At 67.0% G+C, this 16,434-nt stretch carries 17 protein-coding genes and 1 pseudogene; 9 read left to right on the top strand and 9 right to left on the bottom strand.

Going from position 1 to position 16,434, the window contains the following annotated elements; all coding sequences use genetic code 11:
- The first annotated feature begins 4 nt into the window (after positions 1-4).
- Both HCT63_RS08910 and HCT63_RS08905 read left to right on the top strand, forming a co-directional pair.
- Entirely contained in the window at positions 5-1,249 is a 1,245-nt protein-coding gene (locus tag HCT63_RS08910) for a hypothetical protein (protein ID WP_167003320.1), read from the top strand.
- Between the two features lie 12 nt (positions 1,250-1,261).
- Positions 1,262-2,491, top strand: coding sequence for a hypothetical protein (locus HCT63_RS08905; RefSeq protein WP_167003318.1), 1,230 nt, complete (start codon positions 1,262-1,264; stop codon positions 2,489-2,491).
- A gap of 43 nt (positions 2,492-2,534) precedes the next feature.
- On the opposite strand, the gene HCT63_RS20440 is transcribed toward HCT63_RS08905, so the two are convergent.
- The 4 genes and pseudogenes from HCT63_RS20440 to HCT63_RS08890 form a co-directional block, all read right to left on the bottom strand.
- Positions 2,535-2,657 carry a hypothetical protein gene (locus HCT63_RS20440; RefSeq protein WP_243843006.1) on the bottom strand — a complete coding sequence of 41 codons (123 nt, stop codon included), beginning with the start codon at positions 2,655-2,657 and terminating at the stop codon, positions 2,535-2,537.
- Positions 2,658-2,937: 280 nt separating this feature from the next.
- Positions 2,938-3,030, bottom strand: a pseudogene (locus HCT63_RS20435) (maltose acetyltransferase domain-containing protein); the annotation flags it as partial.
- Between the two features lie 67 nt (positions 3,031-3,097).
- Complete coding sequence (locus HCT63_RS08895) at positions 3,098-3,883, bottom strand: hypothetical protein (RefSeq protein WP_167003316.1); 786 nt, start codon at positions 3,881-3,883, stop codon at positions 3,098-3,100.
- Positions 3,880-4,446: a DUF6318 family protein gene (locus HCT63_RS08890; protein ID WP_167003314.1), complete on the bottom strand. Its 567-nt coding sequence runs from the start codon at positions 4,444-4,446 to the stop codon at positions 3,880-3,882. The genes HCT63_RS08895 and HCT63_RS08890 overlap by 4 nt, the downstream gene beginning before the upstream one ends.
- A gap of 83 nt (positions 4,447-4,529) precedes the next feature.
- On the opposite strand from HCT63_RS08890, the gene HCT63_RS08885 reads away from it, so the two are divergent.
- Positions 4,530-4,937 (top strand): MmcQ/YjbR family DNA-binding protein, encoded by a 408-nt coding sequence (locus HCT63_RS08885; protein WP_167003312.1) that lies wholly within the window; start codon positions 4,530-4,532, stop codon positions 4,935-4,937.
- Here the strand turns inward: HCT63_RS08885 and HCT63_RS08880 are convergent.
- The gene (locus tag HCT63_RS08880; RefSeq protein WP_167003310.1) at positions 4,930-5,589 is read right to left on the bottom strand and encodes a DUF6318 family protein; all 660 of its coding nucleotides are present in this window, start codon (positions 5,587-5,589) and stop codon (positions 4,930-4,932) included. The genes HCT63_RS08885 and HCT63_RS08880 overlap by 8 nt on opposite strands.
- A 114-nt stretch (positions 5,590-5,703) precedes the next feature.
- Here HCT63_RS08880 and HCT63_RS08875 point away from each other — a divergent pair, with 114 nt between their 5' ends.
- The gene (locus HCT63_RS08875; protein ID WP_167003308.1) at positions 5,704-6,438 is read left to right on the top strand and encodes a M50 family metallopeptidase; all 735 of its coding nucleotides are present in this window, start codon (positions 5,704-5,706) and stop codon (positions 6,436-6,438) included.
- A gap of 7 nt (positions 6,439-6,445) precedes the next feature.
- Here HCT63_RS08875 and HCT63_RS08870 read toward each other — a convergent pair whose 3' ends face one another.
- Entirely contained in the window at positions 6,446-7,312 is an 867-nt protein-coding gene (locus HCT63_RS08870) for an NAD(P)-binding domain-containing protein (protein WP_243842955.1), read from the bottom strand.
- Complete coding sequence (locus tag HCT63_RS08865) at positions 7,309-8,202, bottom strand: NAD(P)-binding domain-containing protein (protein WP_167003306.1); 894 nt, start codon at positions 8,200-8,202, stop codon at positions 7,309-7,311. The genes HCT63_RS08870 and HCT63_RS08865 overlap by 4 nt, the downstream gene beginning before the upstream one ends.
- 99 nt (positions 8,203-8,301) lie before the next feature.
- On the opposite strand from HCT63_RS08865, the gene HCT63_RS08860 reads away from it, so the two are divergent.
- From HCT63_RS08860 to HCT63_RS08840, 5 genes are all read left to right on the top strand, one after another.
- Complete coding sequence (locus tag HCT63_RS08860) at positions 8,302-8,676, top strand: helix-turn-helix domain-containing protein (RefSeq protein ID WP_167003304.1); 375 nt, start codon at positions 8,302-8,304, stop codon at positions 8,674-8,676.
- 167 nt (positions 8,677-8,843) lie between these two features.
- Positions 8,844-9,116 (top strand): DUF6343 family protein, encoded by a 273-nt coding sequence (locus HCT63_RS08855; protein WP_167003302.1) that lies wholly within the window; start codon positions 8,844-8,846, stop codon positions 9,114-9,116.
- Between the two features lie 233 nt (positions 9,117-9,349).
- Complete coding sequence (gene nrdR, locus HCT63_RS08850; protein ID WP_139104932.1) at positions 9,350-9,838, top strand: transcriptional regulator NrdR; 489 nt, start codon at positions 9,350-9,352, stop codon at positions 9,836-9,838.
- A gap of 49 nt (positions 9,839-9,887) precedes the next feature.
- Positions 9,888-12,887, top strand: coding sequence for a vitamin B12-dependent ribonucleotide reductase (locus HCT63_RS08845; RefSeq protein ID WP_167003300.1), 3,000 nt, complete (start codon positions 9,888-9,890; stop codon positions 12,885-12,887).
- A 344-nt stretch (positions 12,888-13,231) separates the two neighbouring features.
- The gene (locus HCT63_RS08840; RefSeq protein ID WP_167003298.1) at positions 13,232-13,444 is read left to right on the top strand and encodes a DUF2188 domain-containing protein; all 213 of its coding nucleotides are present in this window, start codon (positions 13,232-13,234) and stop codon (positions 13,442-13,444) included.
- A 615-nt stretch (positions 13,445-14,059) separates the two neighbouring features.
- On the opposite strand, the gene HCT63_RS08835 is transcribed toward HCT63_RS08840, so the two are convergent.
- Both HCT63_RS08835 and HCT63_RS08830 read right to left on the bottom strand, forming a co-directional pair.
- Positions 14,060-15,187, bottom strand: a complete 1,128-nt coding sequence (locus HCT63_RS08835; RefSeq protein WP_167003296.1) for a DUF262 domain-containing protein — start codon at positions 15,185-15,187, stop codon at positions 14,060-14,062.
- Positions 15,184-16,278, bottom strand: coding sequence for an adenine-specific methyltransferase EcoRI family protein (locus HCT63_RS08830; RefSeq protein WP_167003294.1), 1,095 nt, complete (start codon positions 16,276-16,278; stop codon positions 15,184-15,186). Before HCT63_RS08830 ends, HCT63_RS08835 begins: the two co-directional genes overlap by 4 nt.
- Between the last annotated feature and the right edge of the window lie 156 nt (positions 16,279-16,434).

Genomic DNA, 16,434 nt, shown 5'->3' with positions numbered 1-16,434 from the left:
ACGCATGCTCACACGACGAATCCTCGCTGCGGCAACCGCAGCGATGACAGCGGGCGGCCTCGTGCTCGCCGGCGCTGGACCAGGCATGGCGGCGGAGGATCCGCCGAGCCGTACGATCGCCGGCGACCGGGCGAAGGTCCGCAGCCCTGCGGGGCTCGCGGTCGGGCCGGACGGCACGACGTACGTGCTGCGGGCGACGAACCCGACGACCGTCCGTGTCTTCGGGCCCGGTGCACGCGGGAACGCCCGGCCGGTGCGGGTGCAGAAGCCCACCGTGTACCTCGATATCCTTGATCCGCTCGCGACCGATTCAGCGGGCCGCCTCTACGCCCTGTCAGGGGGGCCGCGGGACGTCGACACCATCGTCAAGGTCTACCCGCGCGGCGCGACCTCGCGCAAGCCGCTGCGGACGCTGGAGCTCCTGGACGACAAGACCTCGATCGCCGTCTCCCCGTCCGGAGAGATCGCGACCAACCTCGGTGGCGACAGCGAGGTCCAGATCTACTCGCGGACTGCCCGCGGCCGCGCGACACCCACCCGGGTGATCGACGTGTCGGCGGAGACGTCGGCGGGTTCGCTCGATCTGGCCCTCGGCGGCGACGGCCGTCTCTGGGTGGCGGGCGCGACGCCCAACACCCTGTTGTCGTACGCACCGGGAGCGCGGGGGAACGTCGCTCCGGACCGTCGCGTCGCCGGTCCTCGGACCGGGCTCGGTGCTGGAGCGGCGCTCGACGTCGATGCGGCCGGACGGGTCTACGTCACCCAGTACTCGGGATCCATCCCACGGATCAGCGTGTTCGCGCCGTCGGCGAACGGCGATGCGGCGCCGCTGCGCGTGCTCACGGTTCCCCCGAAGACACGGCCGCGGTACCAGCGCGGCGACGACGTGGGTCCGCGCGGCGACATCGTCGTCCCCGTGGGTGCCGACGCCGTCCGGATCTACCGGACGATGTTCCCGACACGTGCCTCGAAGGTGCGCGCAGTGCGTGTGACCGGGAAGTCTGCGGCCGCGAAGCGGACGGTGCGGTGGAAGAAGCCGTCGTACGACGGTGGCCGCGCGGTGCGGTCGTACAAGGTCGTGATCCGCAAGGGCACCAAGGTCCTGCGGACGAAGACGCTCGGCCCGAGGAAGCGGTCGTACGTCGTGAACAAGAAGTCGTTGCGCCGCGGCAAGCTCACGGTGACAGTGCGGGCGAAGACCTCCATGGGCTGGAGCCCGAAGGTGGTGCGCCCGTTCAGGGTGCGATAGGGGGAACGACAGATGGTGACGAAACGATCGATCGCCGTAGCGGGGAGCATCGCGCTCGTCGCCGGCGGCGTGACGGTGGCTGGCGCGGGGTCCGCGAGCGCGGACACGGTGGACTATGGCCCGAGCCGGGTGATCGGCGGGCCACGGTCGCTGACGGACCACGCCCAGGGCCTCGCGATCGCGCCCGACGGCACGACCTATTTCGGGTCCGCGGGCGACGACTCCGTGAGCGTGTTCGGGCCACGCGCGGACGGGAACGTCCTCCCGCTGCGGATCTGGTTCGCCGGGGGCCATCATGCCGAGACCACGATCGACGTGGCGACCGATGCCATGGGGAACATGTACACCCTGACGAATGTCGAGGGAGATGCGTCATGGGTCCTGGTGTATCGGCCTCGGTACACGCCGACGACGCCGATGAGGAGAGTCTGGCCCCGGAGGCCGACGACCTCGCTCAAGGTGTCGGCTCGGGGCGCGACGGTTGGCGCGACGCCGACGTCGATCGACGTCTTCGCTCCGGGTGCCACCGAGGTCGGCCCGGTGCGTGTCCTCTCGGGACCGCGAACCGGTCTCGCCGCGGGAGGCGTGAGGGACGTCGCCATGGACGGGCGTGGCTGGATCTGGGCGGCGACCGCCGACGCGGTACTCGGATTCGCACCGAGCGCCAACGGTGATGTCGCGCCGGCTGCGCGGATCGCGGGATCCCGTACGGGGCTGTCGTCGCCGCGCCACATCGGGGTCGACGCGGCGAACCGGTTGTACGTGACGGACGCGACACGCCGGAGCATCAGCGCGTTCGCGCCGACGGCGAACGGCAACGTCCGTCCGCTGCGGGTGCTGCGCGGCAAGAAGGCGAGCATCAACCCGCGTGAGGCCGCCGTCGCCCTGAACGGCCGGATCGTCACGACCCGGGGGTCACGTGCGATCCAGGTGTTCTCGACGATGTTCCCGAAGCGGCCCTCGGCAGTGCGCTCGGTGCGGGTGACCGGGAAGACGCGCGCGGCGAAGCGGAAGGTGCGCTGGGCGAAGCCTGCCGACAACGGCGGCGGTGCGGTCCAGTCGTACAAGCTGGTGTTCCGCAAGGGCTCGAAGATCGTCAAGTCGGTGACGCTGAAGCCCGGGCGGCGGTCCTACACGGTGAAGAAGTCGGCGTTGCGCCGAGGCAAGCTCACTGTCACGGTCCGCGCGAAGAACATCAGCGGCTGGAGCCCGAAGGTCGTCAAGAGGTTCCGGGTGCGCTGACGCCTCCTGGGACTCGGGGCGCCGGGCGCGGGTCGTGCGTGAGTCAGAGCTCGCGGATGATCCGCGCAGGCGTGCCGGCAGCGAGGACCCCCGCCGGCAGGTCGCGCGTGACGATCGAGCCGGCGGCGACCACGGTGTTCTCGCCGATGGTGACCCCGGGGCACACGATGACGCCGCCGCCGAGCCAGACGTTGTCGCGGGAGGACGATCGGTTCGGCCGACTCCCACTTGTCGCGCCGCGGGCCAGGCTCGAGCGGGTGCGTTGCGGTGAGCAGCTGGACGTACGGACCGATCTGCACGTCGTCGCCGATCGTGACGGTCGCGACGTTGAGGATCACGAGGCCGAAGTAGTCGACGTGCAACGGCGGCCGGATGGCGCTGTCCTCCCCGAACCCGCCGAGCAGCTCGGTCAGGAGCTCGCATCGCCGCTCGCGGCCGGTCGGGTCGGCGGTGTTGATCGCGTGGGTGAGGCGCTGGGCACGCTCGTTCTCGCGGATGAGGTCGGGGTCGTCCGCGATGTAGAGCTCGCCGGCGAGCATCCGGTCGCGCATCGAGGGCTCGTCATGCCGACCACGGTATGAGGCCTGCCGGCACGCTGCGGTGTCGTCACTCGACGAGCACGGGGGTGGCTTCTCGGGTGACGAGTGTGGCGGCGGGACCTGCGGTCGTGACGGTCTGCTCGAGGGACTGTGTCGGACCACCGTCGACGCTGTAGGAGATCGAGAAGGTGACGTCGACGCGCGGGCGGTGGGTGCGGTCGGCCTTCGTGTATTGATGGGTGACGTCCATCGCCGGGTACGGGCGGCCGGGGGTCGTGGTGGTCTTGGAAGCGCCGTCGCCGAAGTGCCATGCGTAGCGTGTCGGTTTCGCCGTGATGTGGACGCGTTGCTCGAGGATCGTCACCGTCCGGTCGAACTGAGGTGCGGTCGTCGAGAAGACCGTGTCGAGGTTCACCAACGTGCGGTCGGACGGCTGGATCGCGATCTGCGCCTTGGGGAGCGGGAGACGCCGGACTTCGCGGAGCACATCGCCGGGCGTGACCTCAGGAAGCACGTCGACCTCAGGAGTGTTGCCGCGGCACTCGGAACGCACGATTGACCACGCACCACCCGGCGGACGCGAGTACAAGTTCCACATGATCTCGTCTGGCGGGCATCCATACGCGAGGCTGCAGGTCGCGTCAGTCCCGCCATTCGGTGAGCACATCGGCTGCCAGCGATACTCAATGCTCGGCGCTGTTGGGGGCGGGTTCGAAGATCCGGGCGGCGGGATTTGTTCGGTCTCCTTGTCGTCTTCCATGAAGACTTCATCCCGATCATCATCTGGTGTTGGGACCGGCGGGCTGGCGCCGACCACGAGAGCGATCGATAGAACAGCCGCAGCGATTGTCATCTGGGCACCTTCGCCTGCTCAGTGAGATGGATTACTTTCCAACCGTCAGCTGTGTCCCTGATGCGGAAGAGATGCATGCGTCTCTTCGGGGACACTTCTGTCCATGGCGCGTCTGCGCGTCTCTTATATCGGTAGGACGTTGTCGTGACGTCTGTCGTAACGACGAAGTAGTCCCGTTCCTTCTGGCTGGTGGTCACGGTGGGTGACCACGGGAGGTCCTCGTAGTCACCTCCGGCTTCGTGAAGTCGTTTGTCGTATCCAGCCATCGCAACGCAGGTGTCGCATTCGTCAGTGGAGGCATTAAGGAGGATCTCGCTGTTGCCGGTCGTGGCGGAGTAGCGCATGGCGGCGTAGAAGTACTTCACAAAGGCGGCGGCGCCGTCGGCGCTGTGTTTGGTCGCCTCGGGCGGGATCGTCGGTGCGGAAGGTGTGGGGGAGGGCGATGCGCTGGCGGTGGTCGGCGGTGCCGATGTGGGGTCGCCGCCAGCCGGCTCCTCACCCGTACACGCGGTGACCGACAGCAGAGCGACGGCCGCGGCCAGCGCCGTACCCAGGCGAGTCATGCCGCAAAACGTAGTGGCAACCCAGGTCCTGCGGAAGGCTCCGTTGCACGTCCTGTGGACGAAAGGCTGGTTGACTCTCCTGCATGGCTCACCCGGTGATGTTCAGTGACGACGACCCCGGCCTGGCAGAGCTGCGCACGATCTGCCTCGCCTATCCGGGAGCGGACGAGCACGTGTCGCACGGCCGTCCGACGTTCCGGTGCGGCAAGATCTTCGCCGCGTTCGGTGGCTCCGAGAAGGTGCGCCCCGGCGAGCACCGACAGGTACGCAGTGCGCTGCTCGTCAAGGTGGACGAGTCGGAGATCCCGGCGCTCGACGAGGACGAGCGGTTCTTCGTCCCTGCGTACTACGGCCCGTTCGGCTGGCGAGCACTCGACCTCGAGGATCCCGACGTCGACTGGGACGAGGTCGCCGAGCTCGTCGACGCCTCGTACCGGCTCATCGCACCGAAGCGTCGCATCGCCGAGCTCGACGCGCGCGAGGTCAGCTGAGCAACGGCGAGAACCGCGGGCGGTGCGGGGCCTTCATCGGGAAGTCGGTGTCGTAACCGTCCGGCATCAGAGCCGCCTGGTCGCTGAGGAAGATCATCCGCCACCGGCCGTCGTACCGCCTCGCCCGGAGCAGGTGGTGGTGCTCGGTCTTGCGGACACGGTTCGGTTTGGCGTCGGCGCTGCGGCGGTAGGTGTAAGCGTCCGCCTCGATGTCGGCGGCGGCCACCTTGTAGTCCTGCTCGTCCATGGCGTGCGTGTAGTAGGGGTCCCACCAGAATCCGGTGATGCCCCCGTCCGTCTTGTACGCGCGGTCGATCTGGTCGGCGACGTTGTCGCAGCCGCGGCACTCGGCCGCCGAGGCCTGGCGCAAGGGCCGCGTGTCGCCGGTGCGGGCGGCGTGGTTGATGAGGCGGTAGTAGTGCTCGAAGAAGACCTGTGCCGCCGCCGCGGTGAACTCGTCCGCGGCGCGCGAGAGCGTCGGGACGAGGACGGCCGGCTCGGCCAGCTCGGTCGATGCGCGGGCAACGGTGGTCGTCGGGGTAGGCGTCTGCGCGGAGGCCGGCCGTTCCTGCGGCCCGCACCCGGCGGCGTACAAGGAGACGACGAGGACAGCGAGGACGAGGGTGAACGACGAGCGAAGTCGAAGAGGCATGCGCGGCAGGCTAGGGTGACTCGCCGGTGTGGCGTCGCCCCTCGACACCGCACCTGTGGACAACGTGGGACTGGGGACACGGCCCGGTTGTTCAGAACACCTAGGGTTCATGGCGTGACCTTCGACGATCTCGGCACGCGGCTCGCCACCGTGGACCCCGCCACGTACACGACAGCGGACCTCACGGTGTGGGCGTTCGCGCTGGTGGTCGCCATCCTCGCTCTCACCGCTCCGGCCTGGCGTCGTACGAGCGTCGTCGTCACCGTCGCGCACGAGCTCGGACACGCCCTCGGTGGCGTGTTCGCGGGCCGCAAGCTGACCGCGTTGCGCGTACGGCTCGACGCGTCGGGCGTCACCCACACCCGCGGCAAGGCGCAGGGGTTCGGGATGGTGGTGTGTGCGTGGGCCGGCTATCCGGCTCCGGCGATCGCCGGACTGATCGCGGTGCTCGTTGCGGTCAAGGGCTGGGCGGCGCCGGGGCTGTTCGGGCTCGCAGTGCTGTTCGCGGTGTGCCTGCTGTGGGCGCGCAGCGCGTTCACCGTCCTCGTCCTGGTCGGCTGTGTGGCGGCGTCGGCAGCGCTGTGGTGGTGGGCGCCGCCGGTCGTGCAGAGCGGTGCGGCGGTGGGCGTCGGCGCGTTCCTCGTCCTTGGTGGTCTGCGCTCGGTCGTCGACACGTGGCGCAGCCGCCACTGGCACCGCAGCCGCGGCGAGTCGGACGCCGTGGCGCTCGAGACCCTCACGCGAGTCCCGGCGTCAGTGTGGCTGGCGTCGTTCTGGCTCGCCACGACTGCGTGCGCCGGGGGAGTGGCGTGGATGCTTGCCACCACCATCGGCCGCGTTATCAGTTGAGTCAGTGTCAGCGCGCCTTGATCACCTCGAAGATGCTCGTCCAGTTGTCCGCGCCGTGCCCGGCGGCGATCGCCCGCTCGTAGTGCGACAGCACCGCCTGAGGCAGCGCGGTGTCGACCCCGGCGGACTCGCTCGCGCCGAGGATGTGCGCCGCGGTCGCGCCCATCATCGTGGCCGTGCTCAGGCGACCCGGGTGAATCCCGTCGTCGAACGCGGCCGCGCCGTCCTCACTGAGCCCGGTCATGTCGGCGATGCCCGCGAGGGTGGCGAGGGCGTCGGGCAGGAACTCGGCAGCACCCACACCCGCCGTCCTGACGAGCGCGACCGCGTGCGCGATCCCCGACAGCGCGGTGAGGAAGACGTCGAGCTGCGCCTGGTAGAGCAGCTGCGCCGCGCCAGGATCCTCGCCGACGTAGCGAGGCTCGCCGAGCAGCGCGAGCACCTTCTCGTACGGCGTGAAGGCGTCGGCTGGCCCGCTGTAGTAGACGTACGCGTCCTCGCCGCCGAGCATCGGTGGCGGCGCCATGACGCCGCCGACGAGGAAGGCCGCGCCGTGCGCGTCCGCCCACCGGGCCGCCTCGCGCGTGACGTCGGGAGTGTCCGAGCTGAGGTTCACGAGTGTGCGCCCGGCGATCGCTTCGGGGTCGCGCCCGAGGATGTCGTCCATCGCCGCGTAGTCGGTCAGACTCAGCACGACGAGCTCGCTCGCGGCGAGCGCCTCCGACGGCGTCTGCGCACGGACGGCGCCCGCGGCGACGAGGTCGTCCGCCCGCGAGGCCGTACGGTTCCAGACCGTCACGTCGTGGCCGGCCGCGAGGAAGATCCGCACCATCGCCTGCCCCATCGGTCCGAGCCCGATGACCGTCACCTTCATCGCGCCGCTCGCGTCGTTGCGGGGCGGGCGATGCTCTCGTACACCCGCGCGAACCCGTCCTTGCCGTGCCCCGCGTCGATCTGTCGCCGGATCAGCCCCTGGACGGCCGCGACGACGTCGGGCGCGACACCAGCGTCGGCACTCGCCTGGACCATGTCCGACAGGTCGGAGAAGTCGAGGCTCTGCTGCCCGGCCACGCCGTAGTCGCCGCCGTCGACCACCGCGGCGTAGTCACGGAACGCCGGCACCATCGCCGACACGAACGGGACCGCGCTCTCGGCGAACGCGCTGGCCGAGATCCCGGCTGTCGCGACCATCGCCGCGCCGTGGAAGAACCCGGCGAACATCGCGTACATGCCGGCGAGCAGCGCGAGGTCGTACAGCGCTGCCGCTCCGGCATCCTCGCCGAGGTACGGGCTCTCGCCCCACGTCTCGAGGACGCCGCGCCACTCCTCGTACGCGGCCGGGGATCCGCTGTAGAGGACGAGGGAGCCCTCCCCACCGATCATCGGCGGCGTGGCCATGACGCCGCCGTCGAGGTACGCCGCGCCGTGGCTGTCGGCCCAGGCGGCGAGCGCGCGCGACTGCTCGGGCGTGGTGGTCGTGACGTTCACGACCGTACGGCCGGCGAGTGCGTCGGCGACCGGGTCAAGGACCTCGCGTACGGACGCGGCGTCGAGCAGGCACACGACAACCAGCGACGAGGCGGTCACGGCGTCTCGTACGGACGAGGCTTCGGTCGTGCGGGCAGAGTCGAGGTCGTCGGCGCGGCCCGGCGTACGGTTCCAGACCGTCGTGGGGTGGCCCGCGGCGGCGACGGTGGTCGCGAGGGCGCGGCCCATCGAACCGAGGCCGAGTACGGTCACGGGTGAGTGGGTGGTGGGTGTCATGCCGTCCACGATCGCGGCCGGCGGCGGTCCGCGGAAGAACGCACTTCATTGTGCGGTTCTCACCTTCAGGTAACCGACCACTGACCGACGGGGGACCCGATGACTGGCAGCACGGTGGAGGCAGCGAAGCCCGACACACGGCGACGGGGCCCGTACGTCTGCGGGCTGGACGCCGCGATGGACGTCGTCAGCGGGAAGTGGAAGGCCCTCATCCTGTGGGAGCTGGAGGCGTACGGCACGCGCCGGTTCGCGGAGATCCACCGCGGGCTGCCGGGCGTGAGCCACAAGGTCCTCACGCAGCAGCTGCGCGAGATGGAGGCCGATGGCCTGCTGCGCCGCGAGGTGTTCCCCGAGGTGCCGCCGCGGGTCGAGTACTCGCTGACCGAGCACGGGGTCTCCCTCAACGCCGCGCTCGAGTCGCTGGGGGGCTGGGGAGTGGGGCGGATCGCGCGCCTCGAAGCGGCCGCCGACTGAGCAAGAGGGGTCCGCTCAAAACTCTCGTACACCGTACGCGTACAGCGTACGAGTGATCGCGCCAACGACCCTGTCCACGCAGGTCAGCCCGCCCGTACGAGGTGCGGGTCAGGGGATGGATCGGCGTGCTCGCGGTGTTGTACAGGTAACAGCGAAGGAGGTCCGTCATGAGCTCACACTCCCGCTCCGGACCGCACCTGAGGCGTACCGGCGCTGAGCCCAAGGAGGCCCTCAGTGCGTACGGGATGCGCCTCGGCCTGTCCCTCGGAGGTCTCGTCGTCTTCACCGCGCTCGCGCTGTGGGCCCTGCTGGCGCCGGACGCCACCGACACCCTGGTCGTCCTGGGCGTCGCGAGCGCCGTGATCGCGGTCGTCGCCCTCGCGGACGTGGTGCTGGTCGTACGCGGCATGCGGCGCTCTCGGCCGCGGCACCGCGGGTGAGACCCGCGACACGCCGCGCCGTACGCCCAAAACCGTCTCTGACCTGCGAGGACAGAAATGTCGGCGCGACACGTGAGACTGAGTTGCATGGGCTGGGTCGGACGCGTACGGTAGCCACTACATCTAGTACTTACACGGATGTAGTTATCCACATCTAGTCCACAAGGGCCAGTGGCGAACCCCACAGGAAACCGTGGTTCTCCACATTTCCGTCCACAGCGAGAGGAGCCGAGATGCACTGCCCGTACTGCCGGCACACCGACACCCGGGTCCTCGACAGCCGCGTCGCCGACGACGGGGGAGCGATCCGCCGCCGCCGGAGCTGCACCGCGTGCAACAAGCGCTTCACGACCGTCGAGCAGATTCAGCTCACGGTGTGCAAGCGCTCGGGTGCCACGGAGCCGTTCTCGCGCGACAAGGCCGTGAGTGGAGTGCGCAAAGCGTGCAAGGGCCGCCCTGTGGACGAGGACGACCTGGCGCGACTCGGCCAGCAGGTCGAGCACGCGCTGCGTGCTGCCGGGGGAGCAGAGGTGAGCTCGCACGAGGTGGGGCTCGCCGTGCTCGAGCCCCTCAAGGCGCTCGACAAGGTCGCCTACCTGCGGTTCGCCAGCGTCTACAAGAACTTCACGGACGTGTCGGACTTCGCGGACGAGATCGCGACGCTGATGGCGGCCGACGCCGACAACGAGTTCGCCGCGGAGCAGCGCTCCGCCGGTAGCTGAGACTCAACACCACATTTCACGGGGCAACATGGGGGAGAAGGGGCATCACATGACGGAGACGGTCAGTGGACCGAGCGGGGCTGCGCGGGGGCGCAAGACCACCAAGCGTGCAGGCAAGGGCCTCACGATCAACCGGGTCTACACCACGGAGGGCGTGCACCCGTACGACGAGGTGACGTGGGAGCGTCGCGATGTCGTTCAGACCAACTGGAAGACCGGAGCGACGGTCTTCGAGCAGCGCGGGGTGGAGTTCCCCGACTTCTGGAGCGTCAACGCGTCGACGATCGTGACCACGAAGTACTTCCGTGGCGCGGTCGGCACCGACACGCGTGAGCAGTCGCTCAAGCAGCTGCTCGACCGCGTCGTGCTGACGTACGTGAAGGCCGGCAAGGACAACGGCTACTTCGCGACGGACGCCGATGCCGAGGTCTTCGAGCACGAGCTCACGTACATGCTTCTTCACCAGGTCTTCAGCTTCAACAGCCCGGTGTGGTTCAACGTCGGCACGTCGAGCCCGCAGCAGGTCAGCGCCTGCTTCATCCTCGCGGTCGACGACTCGATGGACTCGATCCTCAACTGGTACAAGGAAGAGGGTCTGATCTTCAAGGGCGGCTCCGGTGCCGGCCTCAACCTGTCGCGGATCCGCTCGAGCAAGGAGCTGCTGCACTCCTCGGGCGGTACGGCCTCGGGTCCGGTGTCGTTCATGCGCGGCGCCGACGCGTCTGCGGGGACGATCAAGTCGGGCGGCGCGACGCGTCGTGCGGCCAAGATGGTCGTGCTCGACGTCGACCACCCCGACATCGAGGAGTTCGTGCAGACGAAGGCGCGCGAGGAGGACAAGATCCGCGTCCTTCGTGACGCCGGCTTTGACATGGACCTCGGCGGGCAGGACATCTCGTCTGTCCAGTACCAGAACGCCAACAACTCGGTCCGCGTGACCGACGAGTTCATGCAGGCGGTCGAGGAGGGTTCGGAGTTCGGGCTGCGTGCGCGGACGACCGGCGAGGTCATTGAGACCATCGACGCCAAGAAGCTCTTCAAGGACATCGCGCAGGCCGCGTGGGAGTGTGCCGACCCGGGCATCCAGTACGACTCGACGATCAACGACTGGCACACCACGCCGGAGACTGGTCGCATCACCGCGTCGAACCCGTGCTCGGAGTACATGCACCTCGACAACTCGTCGTGCAACCTGGCCTCGCTCAACCTGCTCAAGTTCCTGCAGGACGACGGCTCGTTCGACGTCGCCACGTTCGTGAAGGCGACCGAGCTGATCATCACCGCGATGGACATCTCGATCACCTTCGCCGACTTCCCGACCGAGGCGATCGGCGACACGACGCGCAAGTTCCGTCAGCTCGGCATCGGTTACGCCAACCTCGGTGCGCTCCTCATGGCGTCGGGCCTCGCGTACGACTCCGACGGCGGTCGCGCGTTCGCCTCGGCGATCACGTCGCTGATGACCGGCACCTCCTACCGTCGTTCGGCGGAGCTCGCCGGCATCGTCGGTCCGTACGAGGGCTACAAGCAGAACGCCGAGCCGCACGCCCGCGTGATGCGCAAGCACCAGGCCGCCAACGACGCGGTCCGCACGATGCACGCGATGGACATCGCCGTGCACCGTGAGGCCACGAAGCAGTGGGCCAAGGGCATCGAGATCGGCACGAAGCAGGGCTGGCGCAACGCGCAGGCGTCGGTGCTGGCTCCGACCGGCACGATCGGCTTCATGATGGACTGCGACACGACCGGCATCGAGCCGGACTTCTCGCTGGTCAAGTTCAAGAAGCTCGTCGGTGGCGGCTCGATGCAGATCGTCAACCAGACGATCCCGGTCGCGCTCAAGAAGCTCGGCTACACCAACGAGACGATCGAGGCGATCGTCGAGTACATCGCCGAGCACGGCCACGTCATCGACGCGCCGGGCCTGAAGACCGAGCACTACGAGGTCTTCGACTGCGCGATGGGTGAGCGGTCCATCAAGCCGATGGGTCACGTCCGCATGATGGCGGCGGCGCAGCCGTTCCTGTCGGGTGCGATCTCGAAGACGGTCAACATGCCGGAGACGGCGACTGTCGAGGAGATCGGTGACATCTACTTCCAGGGTTGGAAGTTGGGTCTGAAGGCGCTCGCGGTCTACCGCGACAACTGCAAGGTCGGCCAGCCGCTCTCGTCCGGCAAGGGCGAGAACAAGGGCAAGGACTCGAACAAGACCTCCTCCTCGGTGGTTGAGCCTGTCGAAACCAAGGAAACCATCCGCGAAGTCATCGTCGAAAAGCCCATCCGCAAGCGCCTCCCCAAGACGCGGCCGTCGCTGACGACCTCCTTCACGGTCGGCGGTGCCGAGGGCTACATGACCTCCGGCTCCTACCCGGACGACGGCCTCGGTGAGGTGTTCCTCAAGCTCGGCAAGCAGGGCTCGACCCTGGCCGGCGTGATGGATGCCTTCTCGATCGCGGTGTCGATCGGTCTCCAGTACGGGGTGCCGCTCGAGACGTACGTCCAGAAGTTCACGAACCTCAAGTTCGAGCCGGCCGGTCTGACCGACGACCCGGACGTGCGGATGGCGCAGTCGATCATGGACTACATCTTCCGCAGGCTCGCGCTGGACTACCTGCCGTTCGAGGTGCGCTCGCAGATGGGCATTCACTCGGCCGACGAGCGCCAGCGCCAGCTCGACACGGGGTCGTATGCCCCGATCGAGGAGGAGGTCTCCGAGCCCGAGTCGCTCAAGACCAAGGATCCGCTGGTTGAGCAGGGCGACGAAGGAGCCCGTGTCGAAACCACCTCGCCGGTTGAGCCTGTCGAAACCAAGGCCGAAACCAAGGGAGAACTCGCCCGCGAGTCCCAGGTCGACGCCGCCGACGCGGAGATCGTCGCCGAGTCAGCCCGCCCCGCCCCGAAGCAGGCGCACACCAGCGCCGAGCTGTTGCAGGTCATCTCCGGGACCGAGGTCGACGCACCTCTGTGCTTCACCTGCGGTACGAAGATGCGCCCCGCGGGCTCGTGCCACGTGTGCGAGGGCTGCGGAGCGACGAGCGGTTGCAGCTGAAACAGGGCCAAATCCGCGTCGGATGCAACAGGCCCGCTGCGGTTCCGGTTCGCGCCGGAGCCGCAGCGGGCCTCGCGTGTTGGGTCGCCACGTGCGGTAGCGACGTGTCGCCCACTCGCACGTCATTAGTGTCGGGCATATCGCCGAATCTTGTTGGTGACATCCGGAACAAATGGAGCAATCGTTCGTCGAGTCGCCTCCGCTGCAACGGAGACGCCCTCTTCCTCTTCATCCGAGATCAATGACCGTCGGCGCCAGTGTCGGAACAGGCGCGGTGGTCATCGCGGAGCAAATCGGCAGAGGGATGGACCCGGTGCCCGCCACTCGGATTCGAGCGAACCGAGATGGAGGAACCTGGTTGGGACGTTAAGGCGCCCCGTGCGAGCCGAGCTAGCGCCCACACCGATACGCAGAAGCAGGCACAGGACCTCGCGCGGGCGATCGCCGGGAATGCAGGAGGTGGCGAAGTCTGCATCCGCGGCCGCGACGGGAAAGTTCGCGACTCCGACACCGTCCGGCCGGGCAATGACCCGATTCCGCCGCGAGACAAGAGGTGAGGTAGCCGTGGCTAACGCATGGCCCGAACTGGAGCCACGGGTCCGAGAGGGGCTCAGTGCCGGTCCGGGCGGTGATCTGAGCGCCGACCCCGGTGTGGAGCAGCCACGGGCCCTGGTGGAGCAGGTTGAGGTCTGAGCGCCGGGCCTGGTGGCGTCATATCCGCCGGACGGTGGAGATCTGAGTCTGGGCCTGTTGGAGGGCTCAGCAGCGGTCCCCGTCGGAGGCCCGTCGTCAGGACCGCGGTCATCGGAAGCATTCCGTCAATCCAAGTCTTCATACCGATCGTTCGTGAGCGCGGCTTCGGTTGGGCGGCGGACAAGCTGGCTCGGGCTCATAGCCGTAAGTTGTAGCGAGTCGATCAAAGTAGCGAGCGTGAGCGACCTGAACCGACATCAATCCCAGACGAACCGGGGGTTCACTACATTCCCAACGACTTTTGTCGGTCTTCGTCTCTTTTCTGCCAATCAAACGATCGGCAGATCGGATCAGAGACTTGCCACACCGTTGATCTGACAGACCCGAACTGAAGTACCCCCGCTGGAGATAAGGGTGGACCGCGTCGTCGAAAAATGCTTCAGAATGCACATGTGTTCCCGGGTGTCATGGGATCGCCTTTAGAGATCACCTTTGCTGCGGTTGCAGGCGATGCAGAGCATCTGGCAGTTATCGGGGGTGGTTTTTCCGCCCTTGCTCCACGGCACGATATGGTCGGCATCCATGTCGTTGATGTCAAAAGCCATCTGGCCGTCGCTATTGCCGACAGTCTTGCATTTCGTGCCGTTGGTGCATCGGCCCTTCTGTCGGGTGAAGGCTCCGCGGCGGGCGGTATTGTCGAACTGGCGGAGGCTAAGGTGTTTCTCGTTGCGGGTGAGGACGTAGGTATAGATCCCCTTCTTCGCCTTGACCTCGTCGTCGGCCATCAGGTCGTTGATCTCGGCTTCGAGAGCATCGGTGTCCACCGGACCCTTGCCGAACTGGTCGTAGAGCGGGCCCCAGGGGATGCCCTTCATCTCCTTGCGGTAGACGACGAAGGTGTCCTCGACCCAGTTGATGACATTGCGGAAGTAGGTCCACAGCGCGTTGGCGTTCTGGTCATGCTGGTGCGCCGACATGTAGTGCTCGATCGTGCCATCGCTGATCCACTTCAGGGCGGTTTCGAGGTAGTCCTGGCGGATCGGGGCGCCCGTGAGGTACTTCTCTCCTAAACCATAGGCGGCGCCACCGGTCTTGGAGAAGATCACCTTGGCGTGAGTAAGCCACGGGCCGGTGTACACGGCGTTGAGCAGTTCCTGGTCGGTGAGCTTCTCGCCGGCGATGTTGATGATACGGAACCAGTCGAGCTTCTCCGAGTCGGTGCCTTCGCAGTGATAGACCATCAGTTCGTAGTCCAGGAAGCGACTGCGCTCGTCGTTGGTGAGGTTGTGGAAGGCCTTACGGTTGCCGCCGACGTCGACGGAGAAGTCGCCGGCAGCGTACTGACAGACCGAGAGCGTGCGCTGTTGGCCGTCGAGGACCTCGAAGCCGCCGTCTTCTTTGGCGACCCAGTAGAAGACATTGAGAGGAAAGCCCTTGAATACGGTGTCGACCACTGCATCGCGCTGCTTGTCGTTATACACGAACTCCCGCTGGTAGGGAGGCCTGACGTCGAGTTGACCGTCGTAGGCAACGACTCCTGCCTCGGCGTCGTCCCGGTAGCCGTCGACAATCTCGCGGATTACAGTCTGGTGCAACTCGATCTTCACGATGCAGCTCCGATGCGCTTGATGACGATGCGTTCGTAGAGGCGTCGATGCGTGCCGTCGCCGGTGGGGATGTAAAAGCGCATTCCGCCCTGCTCGTAAGTGCCCTTCTTCGCAAAGTCAGCGATTGGCCTGCCTAGCCACTTGCTGTTGCCGATGATCTCGAACTGGTCGGGGTTGTACTTGTCCAGGAAAGTAATGGGAACACCCATCTCCCCGTCGTAGTCGAACGGGATCTCGGTAACCCTGCTCACCTCGATAGCGGGGTAGTTCGTGTAGGTCGGGTACTCCTCTGGGGAGTACCGCTTGTAAAGGGGCAGTTCATCGTGACGCTTCGTGGTGTCGAGGTTTGTGAACCAGTAGGCGCGCCCCATACTGAAGTACTTGACGCCGTCGACGATCTTCTTGCGGGACTCGGTCTTGATCTCGTAGTCCTCAGGGACCCGGAACCACTTGGTGCCGCCGTTGTTATAACCGAACCACAGGTTGTTGGCCAGGATCTGCTCGAAGATCTCGCGGTAGGTGATGAAGTTCTGGTCCCCCAGGACGAGGAACTGCGTCTCGTGCTCGGCCAGCAGTGTGATGAATGGCTTGATGAGGCTCCAGGGTGGGTTGGTCACCACCACGTCGGCTTCGTCGAGGAGAGCGACGCACTCAGGACTGGCGAAGTCGCCGTCGCCCTGGAGCGGGGTGACGACGTTGCCGTCGTGGCGGAGTAAGTCCTCGATGTCGAGAAGGTCGATCGCGCCGTCGTCGTTGCGGTCGGGCACCTCGGTGATTTCGACCTTGAAAACCTTGCGGATGGGTCGTGTGTGACGAAGTCCCTCGAGCTCGAACAGTGGCAGCTGCTCGCCGGTGATCGGTGACCCGGCGTAGCTGGTGGCGATGAGCTTCTTGAGGTCGAGATGGTTGAAGTTCATCGCGAAGTACTTGAAGAAGTTCGACTCATAGGGATCGTCGCAGTTGCAAAAGACCACCTTGCCACGGAGCTGGTCGCGGTAGTGCCGCAGCTCTGCTTCTACATCCCTGAGTGCGGTGTAGAACTCGTCCGCCGAGTTGCGGTTTCTCGCGCTGAGTGTTTCGTTTCCTGCCATGACTACCTCTCGTCGTCCGCGACGGAACTCTATCGAGGCCCACCGACAACCTCCCTGAGCCCAGGAGCGTCGGGCCCTGTACGTGTTCCGCGGGTTGCTGCGTGCTTACGCGCTGCTGCAGATCCAATACTGGGGCACTCGCGGTCGTCGTCGCCC

The organism is Mumia sp. ZJ430 (assembly GCF_011751845.1).
Taxonomy (GTDB): domain Bacteria; phylum Actinomycetota; class Actinomycetes; order Propionibacteriales; family Nocardioidaceae; genus Mumia.
This window is presented reverse-complemented; position numbering and strand designations above follow the sequence as displayed.

Coding starts and splice junctions, on each gene's coding strand:
- HCT63_RS08910 (WP_167003320.1), top strand. CDS start 5: ATGCTCACACGACGAATCCTCGCTGCGGCAACCGCAGCGATGACAGCG.
- HCT63_RS08905 (WP_167003318.1), top strand. CDS start 1,262: ATGGTGACGAAACGATCGATCGCCGTAGCGGGGAGCATCGCGCTCGTC.
- HCT63_RS08895 (WP_167003316.1), bottom strand. CDS start 3,883: ATGACAATCGCTGCGGCTGTTCTATCGATCGCTCTCGTGGTCGGCGCC.
- HCT63_RS08890 (WP_167003314.1), bottom strand. CDS start 4,446: ATGACTCGCCTGGGTACGGCGCTGGCCGCGGCCGTCGCTCTGCTGTCG.
- HCT63_RS08885 (WP_167003312.1), top strand. CDS start 4,530: ATGGCTCACCCGGTGATGTTCAGTGACGACGACCCCGGCCTGGCAGAG.
- HCT63_RS08880 (WP_167003310.1), bottom strand. CDS start 5,589: ATGCCTCTTCGACTTCGCTCGTCGTTCACCCTCGTCCTCGCTGTCCTC.
- HCT63_RS08870 (WP_243842955.1), bottom strand. CDS start 7,312: ATGAAGGTGACGGTCATCGGGCTCGGACCGATGGGGCAGGCGATGGTG.
- HCT63_RS08865 (WP_167003306.1), bottom strand. CDS start 8,202: ATGACACCCACCACCCACTCACCCGTGACCGTACTCGGCCTCGGTTCG.
- HCT63_RS08860 (WP_167003304.1), top strand. CDS start 8,302: ATGACTGGCAGCACGGTGGAGGCAGCGAAGCCCGACACACGGCGACGG.
- HCT63_RS08855 (WP_167003302.1), top strand. CDS start 8,844: ATGAGCTCACACTCCCGCTCCGGACCGCACCTGAGGCGTACCGGCGCT.
- nrdR (WP_139104932.1), top strand. CDS start 9,350: ATGCACTGCCCGTACTGCCGGCACACCGACACCCGGGTCCTCGACAGC.
- HCT63_RS08845 (WP_167003300.1), top strand. CDS start 9,888: ATGACGGAGACGGTCAGTGGACCGAGCGGGGCTGCGCGGGGGCGCAAG.
- HCT63_RS08840 (WP_167003298.1), top strand. CDS start 13,232: ATGGAGGAACCTGGTTGGGACGTTAAGGCGCCCCGTGCGAGCCGAGCT.
- HCT63_RS08830 (WP_167003294.1), bottom strand. CDS start 16,278: ATGGCAGGAAACGAAACACTCAGCGCGAGAAACCGCAACTCGGCGGAC.